The sequence below is a fragment of the Lentzea sp. NBC_00516 genome (assembly GCF_036346835.1).
GTDB classification, from domain to species: domain Bacteria; phylum Actinomycetota; class Actinomycetes; order Mycobacteriales; family Pseudonocardiaceae; genus Lentzea; species Lentzea sokolovensis.
On record NZ_CP107840.1, the window covers coordinates 119,105 to 135,272 of the forward strand.

The 16,168-nt window shown below is 67.7% G+C and carries 20 protein-coding genes; 9 read left to right on the forward strand and 11 right to left on the reverse strand.

Annotation, left to right across the window (positions count from 1 at the left end):
• Positions 1 to 31 precede the first annotated feature (31 nt).
• A complete protein-coding gene (locus OG205_RS00560; protein ID WP_330274222.1) occupies positions 32 to 871 on the forward strand; it encodes a dienelactone hydrolase family protein in 840 nt (279 codons plus the stop codon).
• Between the two features lie 52 nt (positions 872 to 923).
• Here the strand turns inward: OG205_RS00560 and OG205_RS00565 are convergent, their stop codons facing one another.
• From OG205_RS00565 to OG205_RS00580, 4 genes are all read right to left on the reverse strand, one after another.
• Positions 924 to 3,443 (reverse strand): ABC transporter permease, encoded by a 2,520-nt coding sequence (locus OG205_RS00565; protein ID WP_330274223.1) that lies wholly within the window; start codon positions 3,441 to 3,443, stop codon positions 924 to 926.
• The gene (locus tag OG205_RS00570) at positions 3,436 to 4,230 is read right to left on the reverse strand and encodes an ABC transporter ATP-binding protein (RefSeq protein WP_330278073.1); all 795 of its coding nucleotides are present in this window, start codon (positions 4,228 to 4,230) and stop codon (positions 3,436 to 3,438) included. Before OG205_RS00570 ends, OG205_RS00565 begins: the two co-directional genes overlap by 8 nt.
• A 348-nt stretch (positions 4,231 to 4,578) precedes the next feature.
• Positions 4,579 to 5,064 carry a hypothetical protein gene (locus OG205_RS00575; RefSeq protein WP_330274224.1) on the reverse strand — a complete coding sequence of 162 codons (486 nt, stop codon included), beginning with the start codon at positions 5,062 to 5,064 and terminating at the stop codon, positions 4,579 to 4,581.
• A gap of 46 nt (positions 5,065 to 5,110) precedes the next feature.
• The gene (locus OG205_RS00580; RefSeq protein ID WP_330274225.1) at positions 5,111 to 6,088 is read right to left on the reverse strand and encodes an LLM class flavin-dependent oxidoreductase; all 978 of its coding nucleotides are present in this window, start codon (positions 6,086 to 6,088) and stop codon (positions 5,111 to 5,113) included.
• Between the two features lie 38 nt (positions 6,089 to 6,126).
• Here OG205_RS00580 and OG205_RS00585 point away from each other — a divergent pair, with 38 nt between their 5' ends.
• The 5 genes from OG205_RS00585 (at position 6,127) to OG205_RS00605 (ending at position 8,782) form a co-directional block, all read left to right on the forward strand.
• Complete coding sequence (locus tag OG205_RS00585; RefSeq protein ID WP_396425015.1) at positions 6,127 to 6,396, forward strand: GNAT family N-acetyltransferase; 270 nt, start codon at positions 6,127 to 6,129, stop codon at positions 6,394 to 6,396.
• Positions 6,397 to 6,431: 35 nt separating this feature from the next.
• Complete coding sequence (locus OG205_RS00590) at positions 6,432 to 7,421, forward strand: MBL fold metallo-hydrolase (protein ID WP_330274227.1); 990 nt, start codon at positions 6,432 to 6,434, stop codon at positions 7,419 to 7,421.
• Positions 7,418 to 8,143: a lysophospholipid acyltransferase family protein gene (locus OG205_RS00595; RefSeq protein WP_330274228.1), complete on the forward strand. Its 726-nt coding sequence runs from the start codon at positions 7,418 to 7,420 to the stop codon at positions 8,141 to 8,143. Before OG205_RS00590 ends, OG205_RS00595 begins: the two co-directional genes overlap by 4 nt.
• The gene (locus tag OG205_RS00600; protein ID WP_330274229.1) at positions 8,140 to 8,289 is read left to right on the forward strand and encodes a hypothetical protein; all 150 of its coding nucleotides are present in this window, start codon (positions 8,140 to 8,142) and stop codon (positions 8,287 to 8,289) included. The genes OG205_RS00595 and OG205_RS00600 overlap by 4 nt, the downstream gene beginning before the upstream one ends.
• A 61-nt stretch (positions 8,290 to 8,350) precedes the next feature.
• Positions 8,351 to 8,782 carry a ClpX C4-type zinc finger protein gene (locus OG205_RS00605; RefSeq protein ID WP_330274230.1) on the forward strand — a complete coding sequence of 144 codons (432 nt, stop codon included), beginning with the start codon at positions 8,351 to 8,353 and terminating at the stop codon, positions 8,780 to 8,782.
• On the opposite strand, the gene OG205_RS00610 is transcribed toward OG205_RS00605, so the two are convergent.
• The 3 genes from OG205_RS00610 to OG205_RS00620 are packed head-to-tail and all read right to left on the reverse strand — an operon-like array spanning position 8,766 to position 11,861.
• On the reverse strand, positions 8,766 to 9,206 hold the full coding sequence (locus OG205_RS00610) for a response regulator (protein ID WP_330274231.1): 441 nt from the start codon (positions 9,204 to 9,206) through the stop codon (positions 8,766 to 8,768). The two genes, OG205_RS00605 and OG205_RS00610, sit on opposite strands and share 17 nt — an antisense overlap.
• Entirely contained in the window at positions 9,199 to 10,719 is a 1,521-nt protein-coding gene (locus OG205_RS00615) for a sensor histidine kinase (protein WP_330274232.1), read from the reverse strand. The genes OG205_RS00610 and OG205_RS00615 overlap by 8 nt, the downstream gene beginning before the upstream one ends.
• On the reverse strand, positions 10,716 to 11,861 hold the full coding sequence (locus OG205_RS00620; protein ID WP_330274233.1) for a PP2C family protein-serine/threonine phosphatase: 1,146 nt from the start codon (positions 11,859 to 11,861) through the stop codon (positions 10,716 to 10,718). The genes OG205_RS00615 and OG205_RS00620 overlap by 4 nt, the downstream gene beginning before the upstream one ends.
• Before the next feature lie 65 nt (positions 11,862 to 11,926).
• Here OG205_RS00620 and OG205_RS00625 point away from each other — a divergent pair, with 65 nt between their 5' ends.
• Positions 11,927 to 12,412 (forward strand): GNAT family N-acetyltransferase, encoded by a 486-nt coding sequence (locus tag OG205_RS00625; protein ID WP_330278074.1) that lies wholly within the window; start codon positions 11,927 to 11,929, stop codon positions 12,410 to 12,412.
• On the opposite strand, the gene OG205_RS00630 is transcribed toward OG205_RS00625, so the two are convergent.
• From OG205_RS00630 to OG205_RS00645, 4 genes are all read right to left on the reverse strand, one after another.
• Positions 12,347 to 12,817, reverse strand: coding sequence for a YkvA family protein (locus tag OG205_RS00630; protein ID WP_330274234.1), 471 nt, complete (start codon positions 12,815 to 12,817; stop codon positions 12,347 to 12,349). The genes OG205_RS00625 and OG205_RS00630 overlap by 66 nt on opposite strands.
• 8 nt (positions 12,818 to 12,825) lie before the next feature.
• Positions 12,826 to 13,095: a hypothetical protein gene (locus OG205_RS00635; protein WP_330274235.1), complete on the reverse strand. Its 270-nt coding sequence runs from the start codon at positions 13,093 to 13,095 to the stop codon at positions 12,826 to 12,828.
• 224 nt (positions 13,096 to 13,319) lie between these two features.
• Entirely contained in the window at positions 13,320 to 14,060 is a 741-nt protein-coding gene (locus tag OG205_RS00640) for an anti-sigma factor family protein (RefSeq protein ID WP_319981315.1), read from the reverse strand.
• Positions 14,057 to 14,626, reverse strand: a complete 570-nt coding sequence (locus OG205_RS00645; RefSeq protein WP_090065093.1) for a sigma-70 family RNA polymerase sigma factor — start codon at positions 14,624 to 14,626, stop codon at positions 14,057 to 14,059. Before OG205_RS00645 ends, OG205_RS00640 begins: the two co-directional genes overlap by 4 nt.
• 115 nt (positions 14,627 to 14,741) lie before the next feature.
• On the opposite strand from OG205_RS00645, the gene OG205_RS00650 reads away from it, so the two are divergent.
• Both OG205_RS00650 and OG205_RS00655 read left to right on the forward strand, forming a co-directional pair.
• Positions 14,742 to 15,335: a COG4315 family predicted lipoprotein gene (locus OG205_RS00650; protein ID WP_330274236.1), complete on the forward strand. Its 594-nt coding sequence runs from the start codon at positions 14,742 to 14,744 to the stop codon at positions 15,333 to 15,335.
• Positions 15,336 to 15,404: 69 nt separating this feature from the next.
• A complete protein-coding gene (locus OG205_RS00655) occupies positions 15,405 to 16,115 on the forward strand; it encodes a DUF4142 domain-containing protein (RefSeq protein WP_330274237.1) in 711 nt (236 codons plus the stop codon).
• Positions 16,116 to 16,168 lie beyond the last annotated feature (53 nt).

The following is a 16,168-nucleotide window of genomic DNA, read 5'->3' on the forward strand; positions in this document are numbered from 1 at the left end:
TTCCCCTGCAACCAATCGAGGTGTCATCGTCGTGCGCATCAAAGTCGTGCTTGCGGCATTCACCCTGGCGCTGATCCCGGTCGCCAGCCCCGCCGTCGCCACCGCGGCGGCCAACCCCTACGAGCGCGGCCCCGCACCCACGGCCGCAACAGTCGAGGCCTCTCGCGGCACGTTCGCCGTGACGTCCGCGGCCGTGGCCCGCCAGTCGAACTTCGGCGGTGGCACGGTCTACACCCCGACCAGCGATCTCACGTTCGGCGCGGTCGCCGTCTCACCCGGCTTCACCGCCACCCAGACGTCCGTCGCGCACTTCGGTCCGCGCCTGGCGTCCTACGGGTTCGTCGTGATCACCATCAACACCCTGTCCGGCTTCGACGACCCAGACAGCCGGGGCCGTCAGTTGCTGGCGGCGCTCGACTACGTGGTCCGCACCAACCCGCGCGTCGACGCCTCGCGTCTCGCCGTGATGGGCCACTCCATGGGCGGCGGCGGAGCGTTGCGCGCCGCGGCCACCCGCCCCGCCCTGCAGGCCTCGATCCCGATGGCCGGCTGGCACACCACCAAGAGCTGGCCGACGGTCGCGGTGCCGACCATGGTGCTCGGCGGCCAGAACGACCCCACCGCCCCCAACTCGCAGCACTCCACGCCGTTCTACAACTCGATGACCGCCGCCCCCGACAAGGCGTTCCTCGAACTGCGCGGCGGCGACCACTCGGCGCCGCGCAGTGACAACGTGACGGTGCGGAAGTACACGCTGTCGTGGCTGAAGCGGTTCGTCGACGACGACCTGCGCTACGACCAGTTCCTGTGCCCCGCACCGGCCGCGAACACTCTCATCTCGGCCTACCGGGACACCTGCCCGCACGCATGAGAAAAGGGGCTGTGCCACCACGCGACGGCGTGGCACAGCCCCTTCTTTCTGCCTACTCGTACGCGATCGCGTCCAGCACGTTCAGACGCGCGGCCCGGATCGCCGGCAGGATCGCCGCGATCACGCCGACGAACGCCGCCACCACCAGGTACTGGACCATGGTCATCCAGGGCAGCCCGATCTCCGAGATGCCCTGGTCCTTCAGCGCCTGCACGGTCGCGACGCCCAGGGCGAGACCGACCGCGAGGCCGAGCACCGCGCCGAACACCGAGATCACCACCGACTCGACGGTGATCATCCGCATCACCTGCGACCGCCGCATGCCGACGGCCCGCAGCAGACCCAGCTCGCGGGTCCGCTCGATCACCGACAGCGCCAGGGTGTTGATGACGCCGAGGACGGCGATCAGGATCGCCAGCGCCAGCAGGATCTGGATCATCAGCAGGACCGTGTCGAACTGCGAGGTCGTCTGCTTCACGAACGCGCTGCGGTCCTGGACGGTGATCTCCGGGTTGTCCGCGAACAGCGGTTCGACGCGCTTCTGCACGTCCGCCGCGGACACGCCCGGCGAGACCTGGACGAACGCCTGGGCGATCTGGTCCGACCGGAAGCTCTTGCTCGCCGACTCCGGCAGCACGAGCGCGCCCTGCAGCACCTGCGACTTGACCCAGATGAAGCCGACGGTGAAGTCCTTCGGCTCGCCCTTGGCCAGCTGCAGCGTGACCTTGCTGCCGACCGACCAGCCCTTCTCGGCCGCCAGTTCCTCCGGCAGCGCGACCTGGTCGTCCTTGAGCGGCGCGATGTCACCGGACTTCGGCTTGAGCGCGAACATCGTCGCCAGCGCGGGCATGTCCGTGACGCCGACCGCGAACAACTGGTTCTCGCCCTGCAGCACGCCGTCCTGCGACCAGCCGACCGCCGACTTGACGCCGTCGGTCTTCTCGATCTTGGTGAGGACGTCCCGCCTGAACGTTGCGGGCTGGCCCTCCATCTGGCCCTCGCCGGAGATGATCAGGTCGGTCTGCAGCTGCCCGGAGGCCAGCTTCTCGATCGACTTGGTCGCCGACGTCAGCACGACGCTCACGCCGGTGATCAGCGAGATACCGACCATCAGCGCGGCCGCGGTGATCGCGGTGCGGCGCGGGTTGCGCGCGGAGTTGCGGCGTCCCAGCAGGCCCGGCATCGACCACGACAGCAGGCGGCCGATCAGCGACACCATCGGCCTGGACAGGATCGGGGTCAGCAGTGCGACACCGACGAACGCCACGAGGATGCCGCCGAAGATCAGCGGCAGCGAGGCCTGGTTGAAGCCGAACGCCAGCGACGTGCCACCCGCGGCGGCCACCAGTGCGCCGGTGATCGTGATCTTCGTGAGCGGCCGGTCCGGCGTGGCCGCCTCGCGCATCGCCGCGACCGGTGCGATCCGCGACGCCCGCAGCGCCGGCATGACCGCCGCGATCACGGTGACGATCATGCCCACCGCGAAGGACGAGATGATCGCCGACGACGGCACGCCGATGCCCGCGAGCTGAAGGTTGGTGCCACCGACCGAGCTGAAGATCTTCGCCAGCAACGCGCCGATGCCGATCCCTGCCCCGAGACCGACGATCGACGCGATCAGGCCGATCACCAGCGCCTCCAGCACCACCGACCCGATGACCTGGCCGCGGGAGGCGCCCATCGATCGCAGCAGCGCCAGTTCCCGCGTGCGCTGGGCGACGATGATGGAGAACGTGTTGAGGATGATGAAGATGCCGACGAACAACGCGATGCCGGCGAACCCGAGCAGCACGTAGTTGAAGAACTTCAGGCCCTCGTTGATCTGGTCGGCCTGCTCCTTCGCCAGCACCGCACCGGTCTTGACGTCGTAGCCGGAGCCGAGCTTGGCCGCGACGGCGTCCCGCAGCGCGTCGTCAGACGTGCCTTGGGCCGCGGTGACGGTGACGCCGGAGAACACGTCCTTCTTGCCCAGCAACAACTGCTGCGCGACCGGCTCGGTGAACGCCACCGACAGCTCGCCGCCCAGCGAGTCACGGCCGCCCGCGTACTCGTAGATTCCGGTGACCTTGAAGGTCTTCTTGGGTTCCAGCGTGAGCAGCGCGATGTCGTCGCCGACCTTGAAACCACCGGTCGTCGCGAGATACCCGCCCAGGACGACCTCGTCGTCCGCGGCAGGCGCCTTGCCCTCGCGGATCTTCTCCTGGCCGGTGCCCGTCCAGTTGAAACCGAACCGGGGCGAGCCCGACGTGGTGATGACCTTGCCGTTCTTGCCGATCGGCCGCGCGGACCCCTGCACGTCACCGACGGCCGACGCCACGCCCGGCACCGACTTCACGTCGGAGATCGCCTGCGGCGTCAGCGGTTCCGGCTGCTTGCCCTTCTCCGCCTTCGGTGACACCGAGACGTCCACGTTGGCGAAGGCCGACGAGAACAGGTCGGTGAACGAACGCTGGAGCGTGTCGGTCAGAACGAACGAACCGGACACGAACATCACGCCCAGCACCACCGCGAGCGCGGACAGCACCAGGCGGAGCTTGCGCGACAGCAGGCTCTTGAGAGTCGCCTTAAACATGCGGCACCGCGACAACGGAGTCGAGGTGCTTCATCGTGTCGAGGACCTCTTCGGCCGACGGCGACAGCAGTTCGCGGACGATGTGGCCGTCCTTGAGGAAGATGACGCGGTCGGCGTACGACGCTGCGTTCGGGTCGTGCGTGACCATCACGATCGTCTGCCCGAACTCGCGGGCGGAGCGCTGCAGGAACCCGAGCACCTCGGCGCCGGACTGCGAGTCCAGGTTGCCGGTCGGCTCGTCCGCGAACACGACGTCAGGGCGCGACACCAACGCACGGGCGCACGCCACACGCTGCTGCTGGCCACCCGACAGCTGCGTCGGCCGGTGCGTGAGCCGGTCGCGCAGACCGACCGTGTCGACGACGACGTCGAACCACGCCTTGTCGACCTTCTTGCCGCCGATCGCGAGCGGCAGGGTGATGTTCTCCTCCGCGGTCAGCGTCGGCAGCAGGTTGAACTGCTGGAAGATGAAACCGACCTTGTCCCGCCGCAACTCGGTGAGACCGCGGTCCTTCAACCCGGTGACCTTGGTGTCACCGACCCACACCTCACCGCTCGTGACGTCGTCCAGACCCGCGAGGCAGTGCATCAACGTCGACTTGCCCGACCCGGACGGACCCATGATCGCGGTGAACCTGGACTTGTCCAGGTCGACGCTCACCCCCGCGAGCGCGGTCACGGCGGCGTCGCCGGACCCGTAAGACTTCCACACGTCGACGGCTCTCGCCGCGACTCCATCGGACGCGCTCACTTCTTGTCCCCTCCTATGGGCCTTCGTGCGCACCATCTTCGGCGACACGGGCACACCGAAGGCTCAGGTCTTCCACTGAGATCGACCCTGAGATTAACCCCGGTGCCCCCGCCCGAGTCACCACACTGAGAGAACTCTCAGCTGCGCCACGTAGCCGTGCGGTTGCTTGGAGGAAACGTTATTTCACTGCTGCGGCAATGTCTTCAGCCTTCGGATGACCAGGGCCTGCATCGAAAGTCTGATCCGCGATAGCCGGGCCTGAGGCGGCCCCTGGCGGCACGGCCGAACGACCCACATACAACACCGGTATGCGGGCCGTTCGTCCGCACCACCAGGAACCACCTCAGGCGCGACTCTCATCGAACCAGACCTTCGATGCAGACCCTAAGCCGTCAACTTCCGTCGCAAGGGGACGGTCGGTTCCATCAGCCATGAAACCAATTCCACGCGGAGGCCTTCCCTCAACGCGTTCTCGGCGAGCCAGTGGTCCACGTCACCGTGGTAGGCGCGCGCCGGCCTCGGCCAGCGGTCCATCCACTCGGCGAACGCCGCGTTGATCGCGATCGGGCCGCCGGGAGGCCGGACTCCGAGCACCAGCACGGGATCCTCTCCAGTGGCGAAAGAGGCGGCGGTGTCGTGCATGCCACCGAAGAGGATCCGATCCGCACCCAACTCACGGGCTTTGTCCGCCACCCCGAAGAACGCCGACCCACGCCCGTGAGCGCGCACCACCAGCTGATGCGCGCCGAAGTCGGTGTCGAGGAACTCATCGGCGTACGTGCCGTCGTCGGCCAGCACCAGCACGTTCGTGCCGCCGGGGAGAGCCCCGACCTGCCCAGGATGCGTGATGCCGATGACGGTGATGCCCACGACGTCAATCCTGCCGAGCTCGTGTTAACCCTTGGCACCGCTCGCGTTAAACAAGTTTCGGAAGCACTTCCGCGCCGAACAACCGGATCGTCTCGATGACCGACTCGTGCGGCATGCCGCCGATGTCCACCATCACCAGGTGCGTGTCGATGGACAGGTGCTCCGCCAACGCGTTCAGCCGCGCCGCCACCTCGTCCGGCGTGCCGCACACCGCGGCGCCGTCCATGATCGCGTCGACATCGATGTCGCCGTCCCCGCGCCACGGATCCGCGAACCGCGCGTACTCGGCCAGATGCGGCCGCCACCGTTCCCGCGCGTCCTCCCGCGACACGAACACATGACTGGGCACGCCGACCCGTCCGGCGGGGAAGTGCTCCCGGTACCGCTGCACGACTTCGAGGTAGGCCGACGGATCCCGCAACGTCGACGGCAGCATCAGCGGCATCTCCAGCTCGGCGCCCAGATCCGCGGACACCGCCGACCCCGACCCGATCCACACCGTCGGCCGCGGCGTCTGCACCGGGCGCGGCGTCGTCGTCACGTCGCTCAGCTGCCCCCGGAACCGCCCGTCCCAGCTCACCGACGGCTCTTCCAGCAGCTTGAGCAGCAACCGCAGGTGCTCCTCGAACCGCGCCCGCAGCTCGCCCGGCTGCACGCCGAACGCCGCGTCGGTCTCCTTGTCGACCCCGCGCGCCACGATCAGCTCGGCGCGGCCGTTCGACAGCACGTCGAGCGTCGCCAGCGCCTCGGCGACCAGCACCGGGTCGCGGTGGGCCAGCAGCGTCACGCCGGTCGAGAGCCGCAACGTCGACGTGCGCGCCGCCACGGCCGCCAGCAGCAGTTCGGGCGCGGACACGATGTAGCGGGTGAAGTGGTGCTCGCCGATCGCGACGCCCGCGAAGCCCGCCTCCTCGGCCACGACCGCCTGCTCGACCATCGCCCGCAGCCGGTCGGCCTGCGGCACCTCCTGCCCGGTGCACGGGTTGGGCAGGTGGTCACCCAGGATGAGCAGGTAGACGTCCATGCGGGCCATTTTCCATCGTCCGAGGCAAGATGGTTGATGTGGTCACCAACAACGAGGCCGAGAGCCGCTACGAAGTCCACGTCGACGGCGCGCTCGCCGGGTTCCTGGAGTACCGGATCATCGGTGAGGTCGTCGCCCTCGTGCACACCGAGGTCGACGAGGCCTACGCCGGTCAGGGCCTCGGCGCCCAGCTCGCGAAGTACGCGCTCGACGACGCGCTTGCCCGTGATGTCAAGATTTCCCCGTTGTGCCCGTTCGTGGCGAAGTACATCGACAAGCATCCGGAATACCGGGTTACTATCCGGTAAGGATAGTTGCTGTCGCTAACAATGAGGTGGCGAGCGTGTGGAGTGAGCCGGGCGCGTTCGAGGTCGCACCAGGGGTGCACCGGATTCCGCTGCCGCTGCCGAACGACGGGCTGCGCGCGGTCAACGTCTACGCGATCGAGGACGGCGACGGCCTTGTCCTGGTCGACTCCGGCTGGGCGCTGGACGAGGCCCGCGACCAGCTCGAAGCCGCCCTCGGCACGCTGAACAAGGGCTTCGAGGACATCAGGAAGTTCCTCATCACGCACGTGCACCGCGACCACTTCACGATGGCCGTGTCGCTGCGCAGGACGTTCGGCAACAAGATCGCGCTGGGCCTCGGCGAGCAGCCGGCGCTGCGGCACATGCTGCACGGTCAGGACGACCAGCACGTCTCGGACCTGCGCAAATGGGGCGCCGCGGAGCTGGCGGAGACGTGGATCAAGATCATGCACCACGTCGACCGCGGCGAGGCCCTGCGTGACTACGAGGAGCCGGACGAGTGGCTCGTCCGCAGCACGGTCGGCCTCGAACACCGCGAACTCGAGGTCATCCCGACGCCTGGCCACACCCGCGGGCACGTCGTGTTCGTCGACCACACCGCGAAGGTGCTGTTCTCCGGCGACCACGTGCTCCCGCACATCACGCCGTCGATCGGCTTCGAGCCGCTCCGGCCCGAGCTGCCGCTCGGCGACTACATGACGTCGCTGCGGCTCACCCGTGAGCTGCCGGACCTCAAGCTGCTGCCCGCGCACGGGCCGGTGACCGACAGCTCGCACGAGCGCGTCGACGAGCTGCTGCAGTTCCACGAGCAGCGCCTGGAGGAGATCCTCCGTGCCGTGGCGGGCAGCGCGTTCGAGACCGCCCGCAAGATCGGCTGGACCCGCCGGCAGCGCCGGTTCGACGATCTCGACATGTTCAACCAGGTGCTGGCCATCGGTGAGACGGCCGCGCACCTCGACGTTCTCGTCGAACGTGGCGAATTGACCCGAACTCAGAACGCCGGCGTGCTCGAATATCAAGTGTGACACCGCTTGAGCTGGCCGCCTGGACCTGGAAGATGCCCCGCAGGGGCAGGGGATTCTGGTTCTCGCTGGCGATCGACGTGCTGTGGCCCGTTGTCGTGCTGTTCGTGCGCCTCAGGGTGCGCGGCAAGCAGCACGTGCCGGGCAACGGCGGCGTGATCCTCGCGTTCAACCACCTGTCCAATGCGGACACGGTGGCGGCCGTGGTGTTCGCGCTGATGTCGAACCGGGTGCCGCGCGTGCTCGCGAAGGCCTCCCTGTGGCGCATGCCGGTCGTCGGCTGGGTCATGCGCTCCGGTGGTCACATTCCGGTCGAGCGGGGCACTGTGAAGGCCTCAGAGGCGCTGAGGCCCGCTGTGGAGGCGCTGCGCGACGGGGAGTGCGTGATGGTGTTCCCCGAGGGCACCTTCACCGACGATCCCGAGAACTGGCCGATGAAGGGCAAGTCCGGGGTGGCGCGGATGGCCCTCGAATCCCGCGTCCCGGTCGTGCCGGTGGCCGAGTGGGGGACGCAGGACCTGTTGCCGAGGGGCAAGATCCTGCCGAGGTTGTTGCCGCGCAAGAGGATCGAGGTCGTCGCGGGAGCGCCGGTCGACCTGTCGGACCTGTACGACCTCGATCTCACCGCCGAGGTGCTGGCCGAGGCCACGCGACGGGTCATGGCGGCCATCACGACGATGCTGTCAGGCATACGTTCCGCTCAGGCGGGTAGCCCTGGTGCATGACCACACGAGAGGAATTCGAGTTACGCAGGCAGCGTCGTCCCGGTGGGACGGGGATCTGGGCGCCGGTCGTCCCTGAACCGCGCGAGCCCCAGGAGTGGGTCGTGCAGGCCGACGACGAACCCGTGATCGTGCGCAGCGTCGACTGAGTGTCTAGTTCCCCTGGACGGCGTCTAGTGAAGGTAGACGCGTCTAGCTAACGTAGACGCCATGACTCTGGACGAAGAACTGCTGAGGGCGGCGCGGAAGGCGGGTACCGCCTCCGCCGCTGCTCAGGATCAGGCCGACATCGCCAAGGCCGTCTACCACCACTCCGTGCTGCGGCTGCACCGCGCCGGGGGATCGATGCGAGAGATCGCCGAGGCGCTGAAGATGAGTCATCAGCGCGTGCACCAGATCGTGGAGCAGTCCAGGCGCACCGAGCGCTGCTGGTTCTGCGGACGTGTCGGCGACGAGGTCGACAAGCTGATGGCCGGGCCGGTCGCGCTGATCTGCGACAAGTGCGTCACCGCGGCTCAGGTCGCCGAGGTCGGCCACTGCTCGTTCTGCAGCGAGACCAAACCGGTCCACGAGGGGGCCGAGGCGCAGATCTGCCGATCCTGCCTCGACTTCAGCGCCGCCGTGATCAGCGGGGCAGCTTGACCACGGTGACGAAGAAGTCGTCGATCTGGCGGACGACCTCGATGAACCTGTCGAAGTCCACCGGCTTCGTGACGTAGGCGTTGGCGTAGAGGCTGTAGCTGCGCAGGATGTCCTCCTCGGCCTCCGAGGTCGTTAGCACGACGACGGGGATCGAGCGCAGTTCGGCGTCGTTCTTGACCTCGCTCAGAACCTCACGGCCGTCCTTGCGGGGCAGGTTGAGGTCCAGCAGGATCAGGCCCGGCCGCGGCGCGTTCTCGTACTGGCCCTCGCGCCGCAGGAACTCCAGCGCCTCCACACCGTCCTTGACGATGTGCAGCGAGTTGCGGATCTTGTGGTGCTCGAACGCCTCCTGCGTCATCAGGGCGTCGCCGGGGTCGTCCTCGACGAGCAGGACGTCGATCACGGTCAGTGGTGAGTCAGACATGTACTTCCTCAAGCTCGGCGGCGACTTCCGCGACTACGGGCAGGGTGAACTCGAAGCAGGTGCCGGAGTCCACATCGGTCTTCAGCCGGATCGTGCCGCCGTGGAACTCGACGATCTTGCGACACATCGCCAGTCCGATGCCCGTGCCCGGATAGGCGTCCTTCGGGTGCAGGCGCTGGAAGATGACGAAGATCCGGTCAGCGTACTCCGGCTCGATCCCGATGCCGTTGTCCCGCACCGTGAACTTCCACATCTCGCCGTGGCGCTGGGCGCCGACGGTGATCACCGGCGCCTCGGTTCCCCTGAACTTCAACGCATTGCTTATCAGGTTCTGGAACACCGCGCTGAGCAGAGACGCCTCACCTCGCACGGAGGGGAGCTCCGCGATCTCGAGACGGGCCCCGGTCTCCTCGACGCGGTCGGAGAAGCTGTCCACGACGTGGCGCACCAGGTCGTTGAGGTCGATCACCGTCTGCTCGCGCGACATCCGGCCGACGCGGGAGAACGCCAGCAGGTCGTTGATCAGCACCTGCATGCGCTTCGCGCCGTCGACGGCGAAGTCGATGTACTGGTCGGCGCGTTCGTCGAGCTGGCCGCCGTAGCGGCGTTGCAGTAGCTGGCAGAACGACGCCACCTTGCGCAGCGGCTCCTGCAGGTCGTGCGAGGCGACGTAGGCGAACTGCTCCAGCTCCGAGTTCGACCGCTGCAGCTCGGACTTCGCCTCCGCGAGCGTCGCGAGCTCCTGCACGATCCGGCGGCGCATCTGGTTCACGTCCTCGCCGAGCATGACCGTCTCGCGTGGACCGTCCGTGTCGATCTCGTGGTCGAAGTCGCCGGAGGCCACCTGCCGGGTGTGGTCGGCGAGGTTCGCGAGCGGCGCGATCAGCAGGCGGTGCAGCAGCAGCGTCAGCCCGCCGATCACCGCGACCAGCAGCACACCCATGCCGATCACCAGCCACAGCACCACCTTCGCCGCGCTGTCGAGATCCGCACGGGCCTGCCTGGCGAGCCCGGCGATGTCGCTCTGCAGCGCCGCCGTCTCGGAACGGAGCTGGTCGAACACCACCTTGCCGCGCTCGATGTCGCCCGCGACCCCGGCGGCGGGGCCGGTCACCTTGATCGCGGCGATGGTCGGGTCCGCGTACTCGGAGCGCCACTGCCGCGCGAGTTCCTCGATGCGGCTGACCCTGCCGTTGACGTCACCGACGAGGTCGCGCACGTTCCTGGCGGCCTCCGTCTGGGCCGCCTGACCGTCCAGGTACGGCTTGAGGAAGTCGTCCTGGCCGGTGAGGGCGAAACCGCGCACGCCGGTTTCCTGGTCGAGCAGCGAGCGGTTCAGGTTCTGGATGCGGCGTGCGGCGGGCTCGATCCTGTCGACCGACTGCGACCGCGTGTCGCCGAGCGCGTCCAGCGCGACCACCGTGGACGAGATCGCGACCGCGGTCATGGCGAGCAGGACCGCCGCGATCACGCCGAGCAGGCGGCTCGCCGGCATCCTCTGCGGGAGATTCACTTACCGTCCTTCAGCAGCAGAATGGCCACGTCGTCATCGAGCGCGCCTCCGTTGAGCTCCGTCACCTCCGCGATGACGGAGTCCATCCAGTTCGGGCCGTTCCGCAGGTGCCGGTGCAGGATGTCGCACAGGCGTTCCACGCCGAGCCGGTCGATGTCGTCAGGTACCCGGCCCTCGATCAATCCATCCGTGTAGCAGGCGATCGACCAGCCGGACGGCAGCGGCACGTCCACGCCGGTCCACGCGTAGTCGGGCAGCACGCCGAGCGGCACGCCGATCTTCGACTGCGGCAGGTCCACGATCCGGTCGCCCACCATCAGCAACGGCTCGGGGTGCCCGGCGAGGAAGTAGCGCGCCGACCGCCGGTCCGGTGCCACCGTGACCATGCAGGCCGTGGTGAAGATGCCCTCACCGTGCCGTTCCGCGACCAGCACCTGGTCCAGCGTCTGCAGCACCTTCTCGGGCGGTGCGCCGGAAAGGACCAGCGCACGCCACGCGATCCGCAGGCAGACGCCCAGCGCGGCCTCGTCCGGGCCGTGGCCGCAGACGTCGCCGATGATCGCGTGCACGGTGCCGTCCGGCATGCCGACCGCGTCGTAGAAGTCGCCGCCGAGCAGCATCCGCTGGCCACCGGGCTGGTAGCGGACCTCCAGGTCGACGTCCGAGTTCTGCAGCAGCGGGGGAGGGAGCAGGCCGCGTTCGAGCCGGGCCCGTTCGGCGGCCAGCAGCTTCGCTTCCCGCAGCTGACGCTGGGCGTCCTCGGAACGACGGCGTTCGACCGCGTACCGGACCCCGCGCAGCAGCAGTTCGCCGTCGACCTGGCCCTTGACCAGGTAGTCCTCCGCGCCGGCCGCGACCGCGGTGATGCCCTCGCGTTCGTCGTCGCGCCCGGTCAGCACCAGGATCGCGGGCGCGTTCGGCCTGCTCAGCAGCCGGTGCAGCGCGTTCAGCCCGGTCGCGTCGGGCAGGCCCAGGTCGAGCAGCACGCACTCGGCGTCGCCGAGCAGCTGTTCGGATTCCGCCAGCGTGCGGGCGCGCGCCAGCACGAACGGCGCGTTCGCCTCTTCGAGCAGCGCCTCGACGAGCAAGGCGTCGCCATCGTCGTCCTCTACCAGGAGGACGCGCACTGTCTTCGTTCGCATCGAGTCGGACTTTAACGTTATTGGGCTGCGGGGTCCGCGTCCGACCTACCAGGATGTGCGGCGTGTTGATCCGTCTCGTCCAACCAGCCGAACTGCCATACCTCCAGCAGATCGAAAACGCGTCCGGAGAGCCGTTCCGCGACATCGGGATGCCCGAGATCGCCGACGACGACCCGATGTCCCTGGAGGACCTCGCCGAGCACGAGGTCTGGGTCGCCATCGGCGCGGAAGGCGTGCCTGTGGCGTTCATCGCGGTCGGCGACGTCGACGGCGCAACGCACGTCCACCAGGTCAGCGTGCATCCGACGCACGCCCGCCAGGGGATCGGCGCGGCGCTGATCGAGCACGTCACCCGCTCCGGGCGCGCTGTGACGCTCACGACGTTCCGCGACGTGCCGTGGAACGCGCCGTACTACGAGCGCCTCGGTTTTCAGGCCGTCGCGGACGTCTCGCCCGGTCTGGCCGGGATCATGCGCGAGGAGGCCTCACGGGGCCTCGATCCCGCGAGCCGTGTCGCGATGATCCTTCTCCCAGCGCAGGTACGAGCCTGAGGCCATCGAAAGACTGCTGAGCAGCCACACGAGGACACCCGCGTCGTCGGTCACGCCGATCACCGGAAGGAACTCCGGCAGGACGTCGATCGGCGACACGAGGTAGACCAGACTCACCACCCACAGCAGCACCTGGCTGCGGGGCAGTTCCGGGTACTTGCCGCTGCGCCAGGTCTTCCACAGCCGAGGCAACGCCTTCGCGCGCTGGATCGGGTTCCCGACCGGGCCGGGGCCGTTCTGCGCGCGTTTGCGGCGGTTGCGCAGCACGCCCAGCACCGCGAACACCAGTCCGAGCGGGATCAGCACCCAGCCGACCACCGCAGGACTCAGGCCGCCCAGCGGGGCGTTGCGGAACAAGAGGATCAGCAGACCGGACAGCGAGATGAACGATCCGAAGACGACCATCTTGCTCCCTAGCTCGGTTCCTGGAAGAGCATCGTCGGAATGGCCTTGTGCGGCTGCTTGAGCTGCTGTGGTTCCGGCTCGCGCAGGTCGATCACCGCTTCGGGTTCCTCAACCGGCTCTTCTTTAACCACCGGCTTGCGGGCGGCCTTCACGGGCGCCACGTAGGGCTGGTCCAGAGCGGCGCGCGCCTTGGAGATCCAGACCTTCTGCATGGCCTCGTCCTTGCCGCCGGCCGCCGTCGCCGCGAGTCCGGACAGGACACCGCGAATGCGGGGCACGAGTGCCTGATGACGCCGGATCGCATGCCACACAGGGTGATCATCCGGTAGCCGGGCGGCTACGAGCTTCGTGATCTGTGCACGCAGTTCCTCTGTGGACAGATCGAGCCAGCGTTCGACCGCTGACGGGCCAATTGCCACGTAGATAGCCTCCCCGAAAACGACAACTGCCCCCACAGGATCTCACGGATCCCGCAGGGGCAGCCCTCTGGTGTCGCGAAACGTCAGGAAGCCACGACTTCGAGCAGGGTCTTGCCGTTCTCGTCGACGATCCGGAACGTCGCGATCTCGTGCCAGCGCATGGCCACGTTCGCCTGCAGCCGGATGGTCTTCTTGTCGCCCGCCACCGGTTCCGGGGCGTACCAGGACGTCACCTGGGCGACGCGACCCGCGCGTCCGACCGCGACGAGCGAACCCCTGCTGGGGCCGGTCATGCCGCTGACCTCGATGTCCATCGAGGTTCCCCACGGCTCGTCGGAAGCGTTGATCTTCGTGAAGACGCCGCTGTTCGGATCCTGCTGCTGGACCTTCATCGAAGAGTCCGTGGAGTTGTTCGCCACCGGAGTCTGCGACGTGGTCGTGGTGTTGTTGGGGGCCGCCTGGTTCGAACCTTCGTCCCCTCCGCGTACTACGAGCGTCGTCACCACGGCGGTCACCGCCACGATGCCGGCGGCGGCGGCCGCGACACCCTGGGCGACGAACCACCGGCGGCGCTTCCTGCGCGCCGAGACGGCGTCGAGCATGACTCGCACCGACTTGCCGTCGGGGCGTTCCGGAGCTGTCCCGCGCAGCATCCCGCCCGCGTCGGCCTCGTCGATGAGGTCGGGCACCACCGCGAAGTCGCGCAGGTCAAGAGCACACCGCCGACACTCGGTCAGGTGGTTCTCGAACGCCTCCACCTCATCGGCATCGAGGATGCCGAGCACGTAGGCGGCGACGTCGAGGTGATCTGGTGCCGTTGTCACCGCGTCTCTCCCCGATCGTGCAACGCACGCCGCAACGCACGGAGCGCGTAGTACACCCTCGACTTGACCGTTCCCGGCGGCACACCCAGTGCAGCCGCGGCCTCACCGACAGTGCGGTCCCGCAGATATGTCTCGAGAATAGCCTCCCTGTGTTCCTCGGAGAGACCGTTCATCGCCTCGGCCACGACGATCGCCGCGAGGGTGCGATCCTCTTCGCTGCCCGAAGGCGACTCGTCCGAAGGGGTCAGTTCGAACTCCTGCGGACGGACGCTTCTCTTACGCCTGTCGTCAATGACCAACCGCCTTGCCACCGTGAACAACCACGACCGCAAGAGCACGGGGTCACGCTCGAGTTTTTCGGCGTTGCGCCATGCCCTGACCAGGGTCTCCTGCACGATGTCCTCGGCCCATTGACGATCATGGCCCGTAAGCCTCATGCAGTGTCCCAGCAGGGCGCTCCCGAATTCCTCGTACAGCCGACGGATCAACTCTTCCTCGAGAGACCCCGGTCTTGGTGATTGTTCGTCTAACTCGCGTTGACGTCTATGCCGCGCCACGGTGGACATCCTTGCCCCATCAACCGTCTCAAGTCGAGAGGCAAATATTCCTCACGAAGTTCGTGAACCGTTGCCGGATCGTGTCCGTACTCCTCGGTACCCCGCCGAGAAAGGACCCCAGCCGATGCGACGTGAACAGGCCATCACCGCTCTTGCGGCACTGGCTCTCAGCCTCACGGCGTGCGGTAGCACCCAGACCCCTCCCGGAGGGGTCGCGACGGGCGGCTTGCAGGCGAAACCCGCTGATCTGAGCGGCGCGAACATGTACTTCATCTCGAACACCGAGCAGATGGGGTGGTTCGTCACCGACGCCGACGGGCTCCCGCTCTACCGCTACGACAAGGACGTTCCGAAACCGTCCAAGTCCAACTGCGAGGGCGAGTGTGCGAAGGCGTGGAAGCCGGTGCTGGCGGACAAGACGCCGATGGCGACCGGGATCGATCCGATCTCCATGGGTGTTCTGACCAGGCCGGATGGCACCAAGCAGCTCACCATCCAGGGCTGGCCTCAGTACACGTTCGCCGAGGACAAGGTCGCCGGTGACATGAAGGGGCAGGGAAAGGGCGGAGTGTGGTTCGTCACCGCCCCCAACGGCGCCAAGATCACCGGCGGAAAAGCGCAGAACAACAGCAACAAGAGCAGCAGCACGCCGAGCACGTCCCCCTCGGGCACCGGCCAGACGTCATCTGCGCCTCCGCCCGCCGCGCCCGGCTACTGAGCCCACTGCTCAGCCGCAGCTTCATCCACCCCCTATCGACTTCCTTTGGACAACGAGGACAACAAGACGATGACCAGAGCCCTCGCCACCGTCTTTGCGATGTTGTTCCTCTTCTCCGGCCTCTCCGCCACGGCTGCAGCGCAGCCCGCGGACACCGGGGGAGTGATGGACACCCCGAGCGGACCTTTGACCGCGAACGACCGCGAACTGCTCAACAGGGTGCGCCTCGCAGGCCTGTGGGAGATGCCCATGGGCGAGCTCACGGCCACCAAGGCGTCGAACGCCAGGGTCAAGCAGATCGGCAAGATGATCATGCTCGACCACATGATGCTGGACGCGCTGACGAAGAAGACGGCCGCCGGATTCGGGCTGACCACGCCCGACGTGCCGAACCCGACGCAGCAGTCGTGGATGGAAGAGATCAACGCGCTCGAAGGTGACGCGTTCGACCAGGCGTTCATCGCCCGGTTGCGCGCCGCGCACGGCCAGATCTTCCCCTTCATCGCGAAGGTCCGCTCAGGAACGCGCAACGACGTGATCCGCGGGTTCGCGCAGGCAGGCATCGACGTGGTCATGAAGCACATGACGCTGCTGGAGAGCTCGGGCATCGCGGGTGACGCGGCGTTCGCCGAACCGCAGCCCGCAGGCAACATCATCAACGCGACGCTGGCCTCCGACGAGGGGCCGAACATGTGGGTGATCCTCACGGTCACCGCCGCGGGAGCCGTCCTCACCGTGCTCCTGCTCCGAGTACTCCGCCCGCGACGACCGGTGCGGTGATTCTGCAAGACCCCGTTGCACGACGGGAAACGGAGGTGGTGTCCCAACGTCAG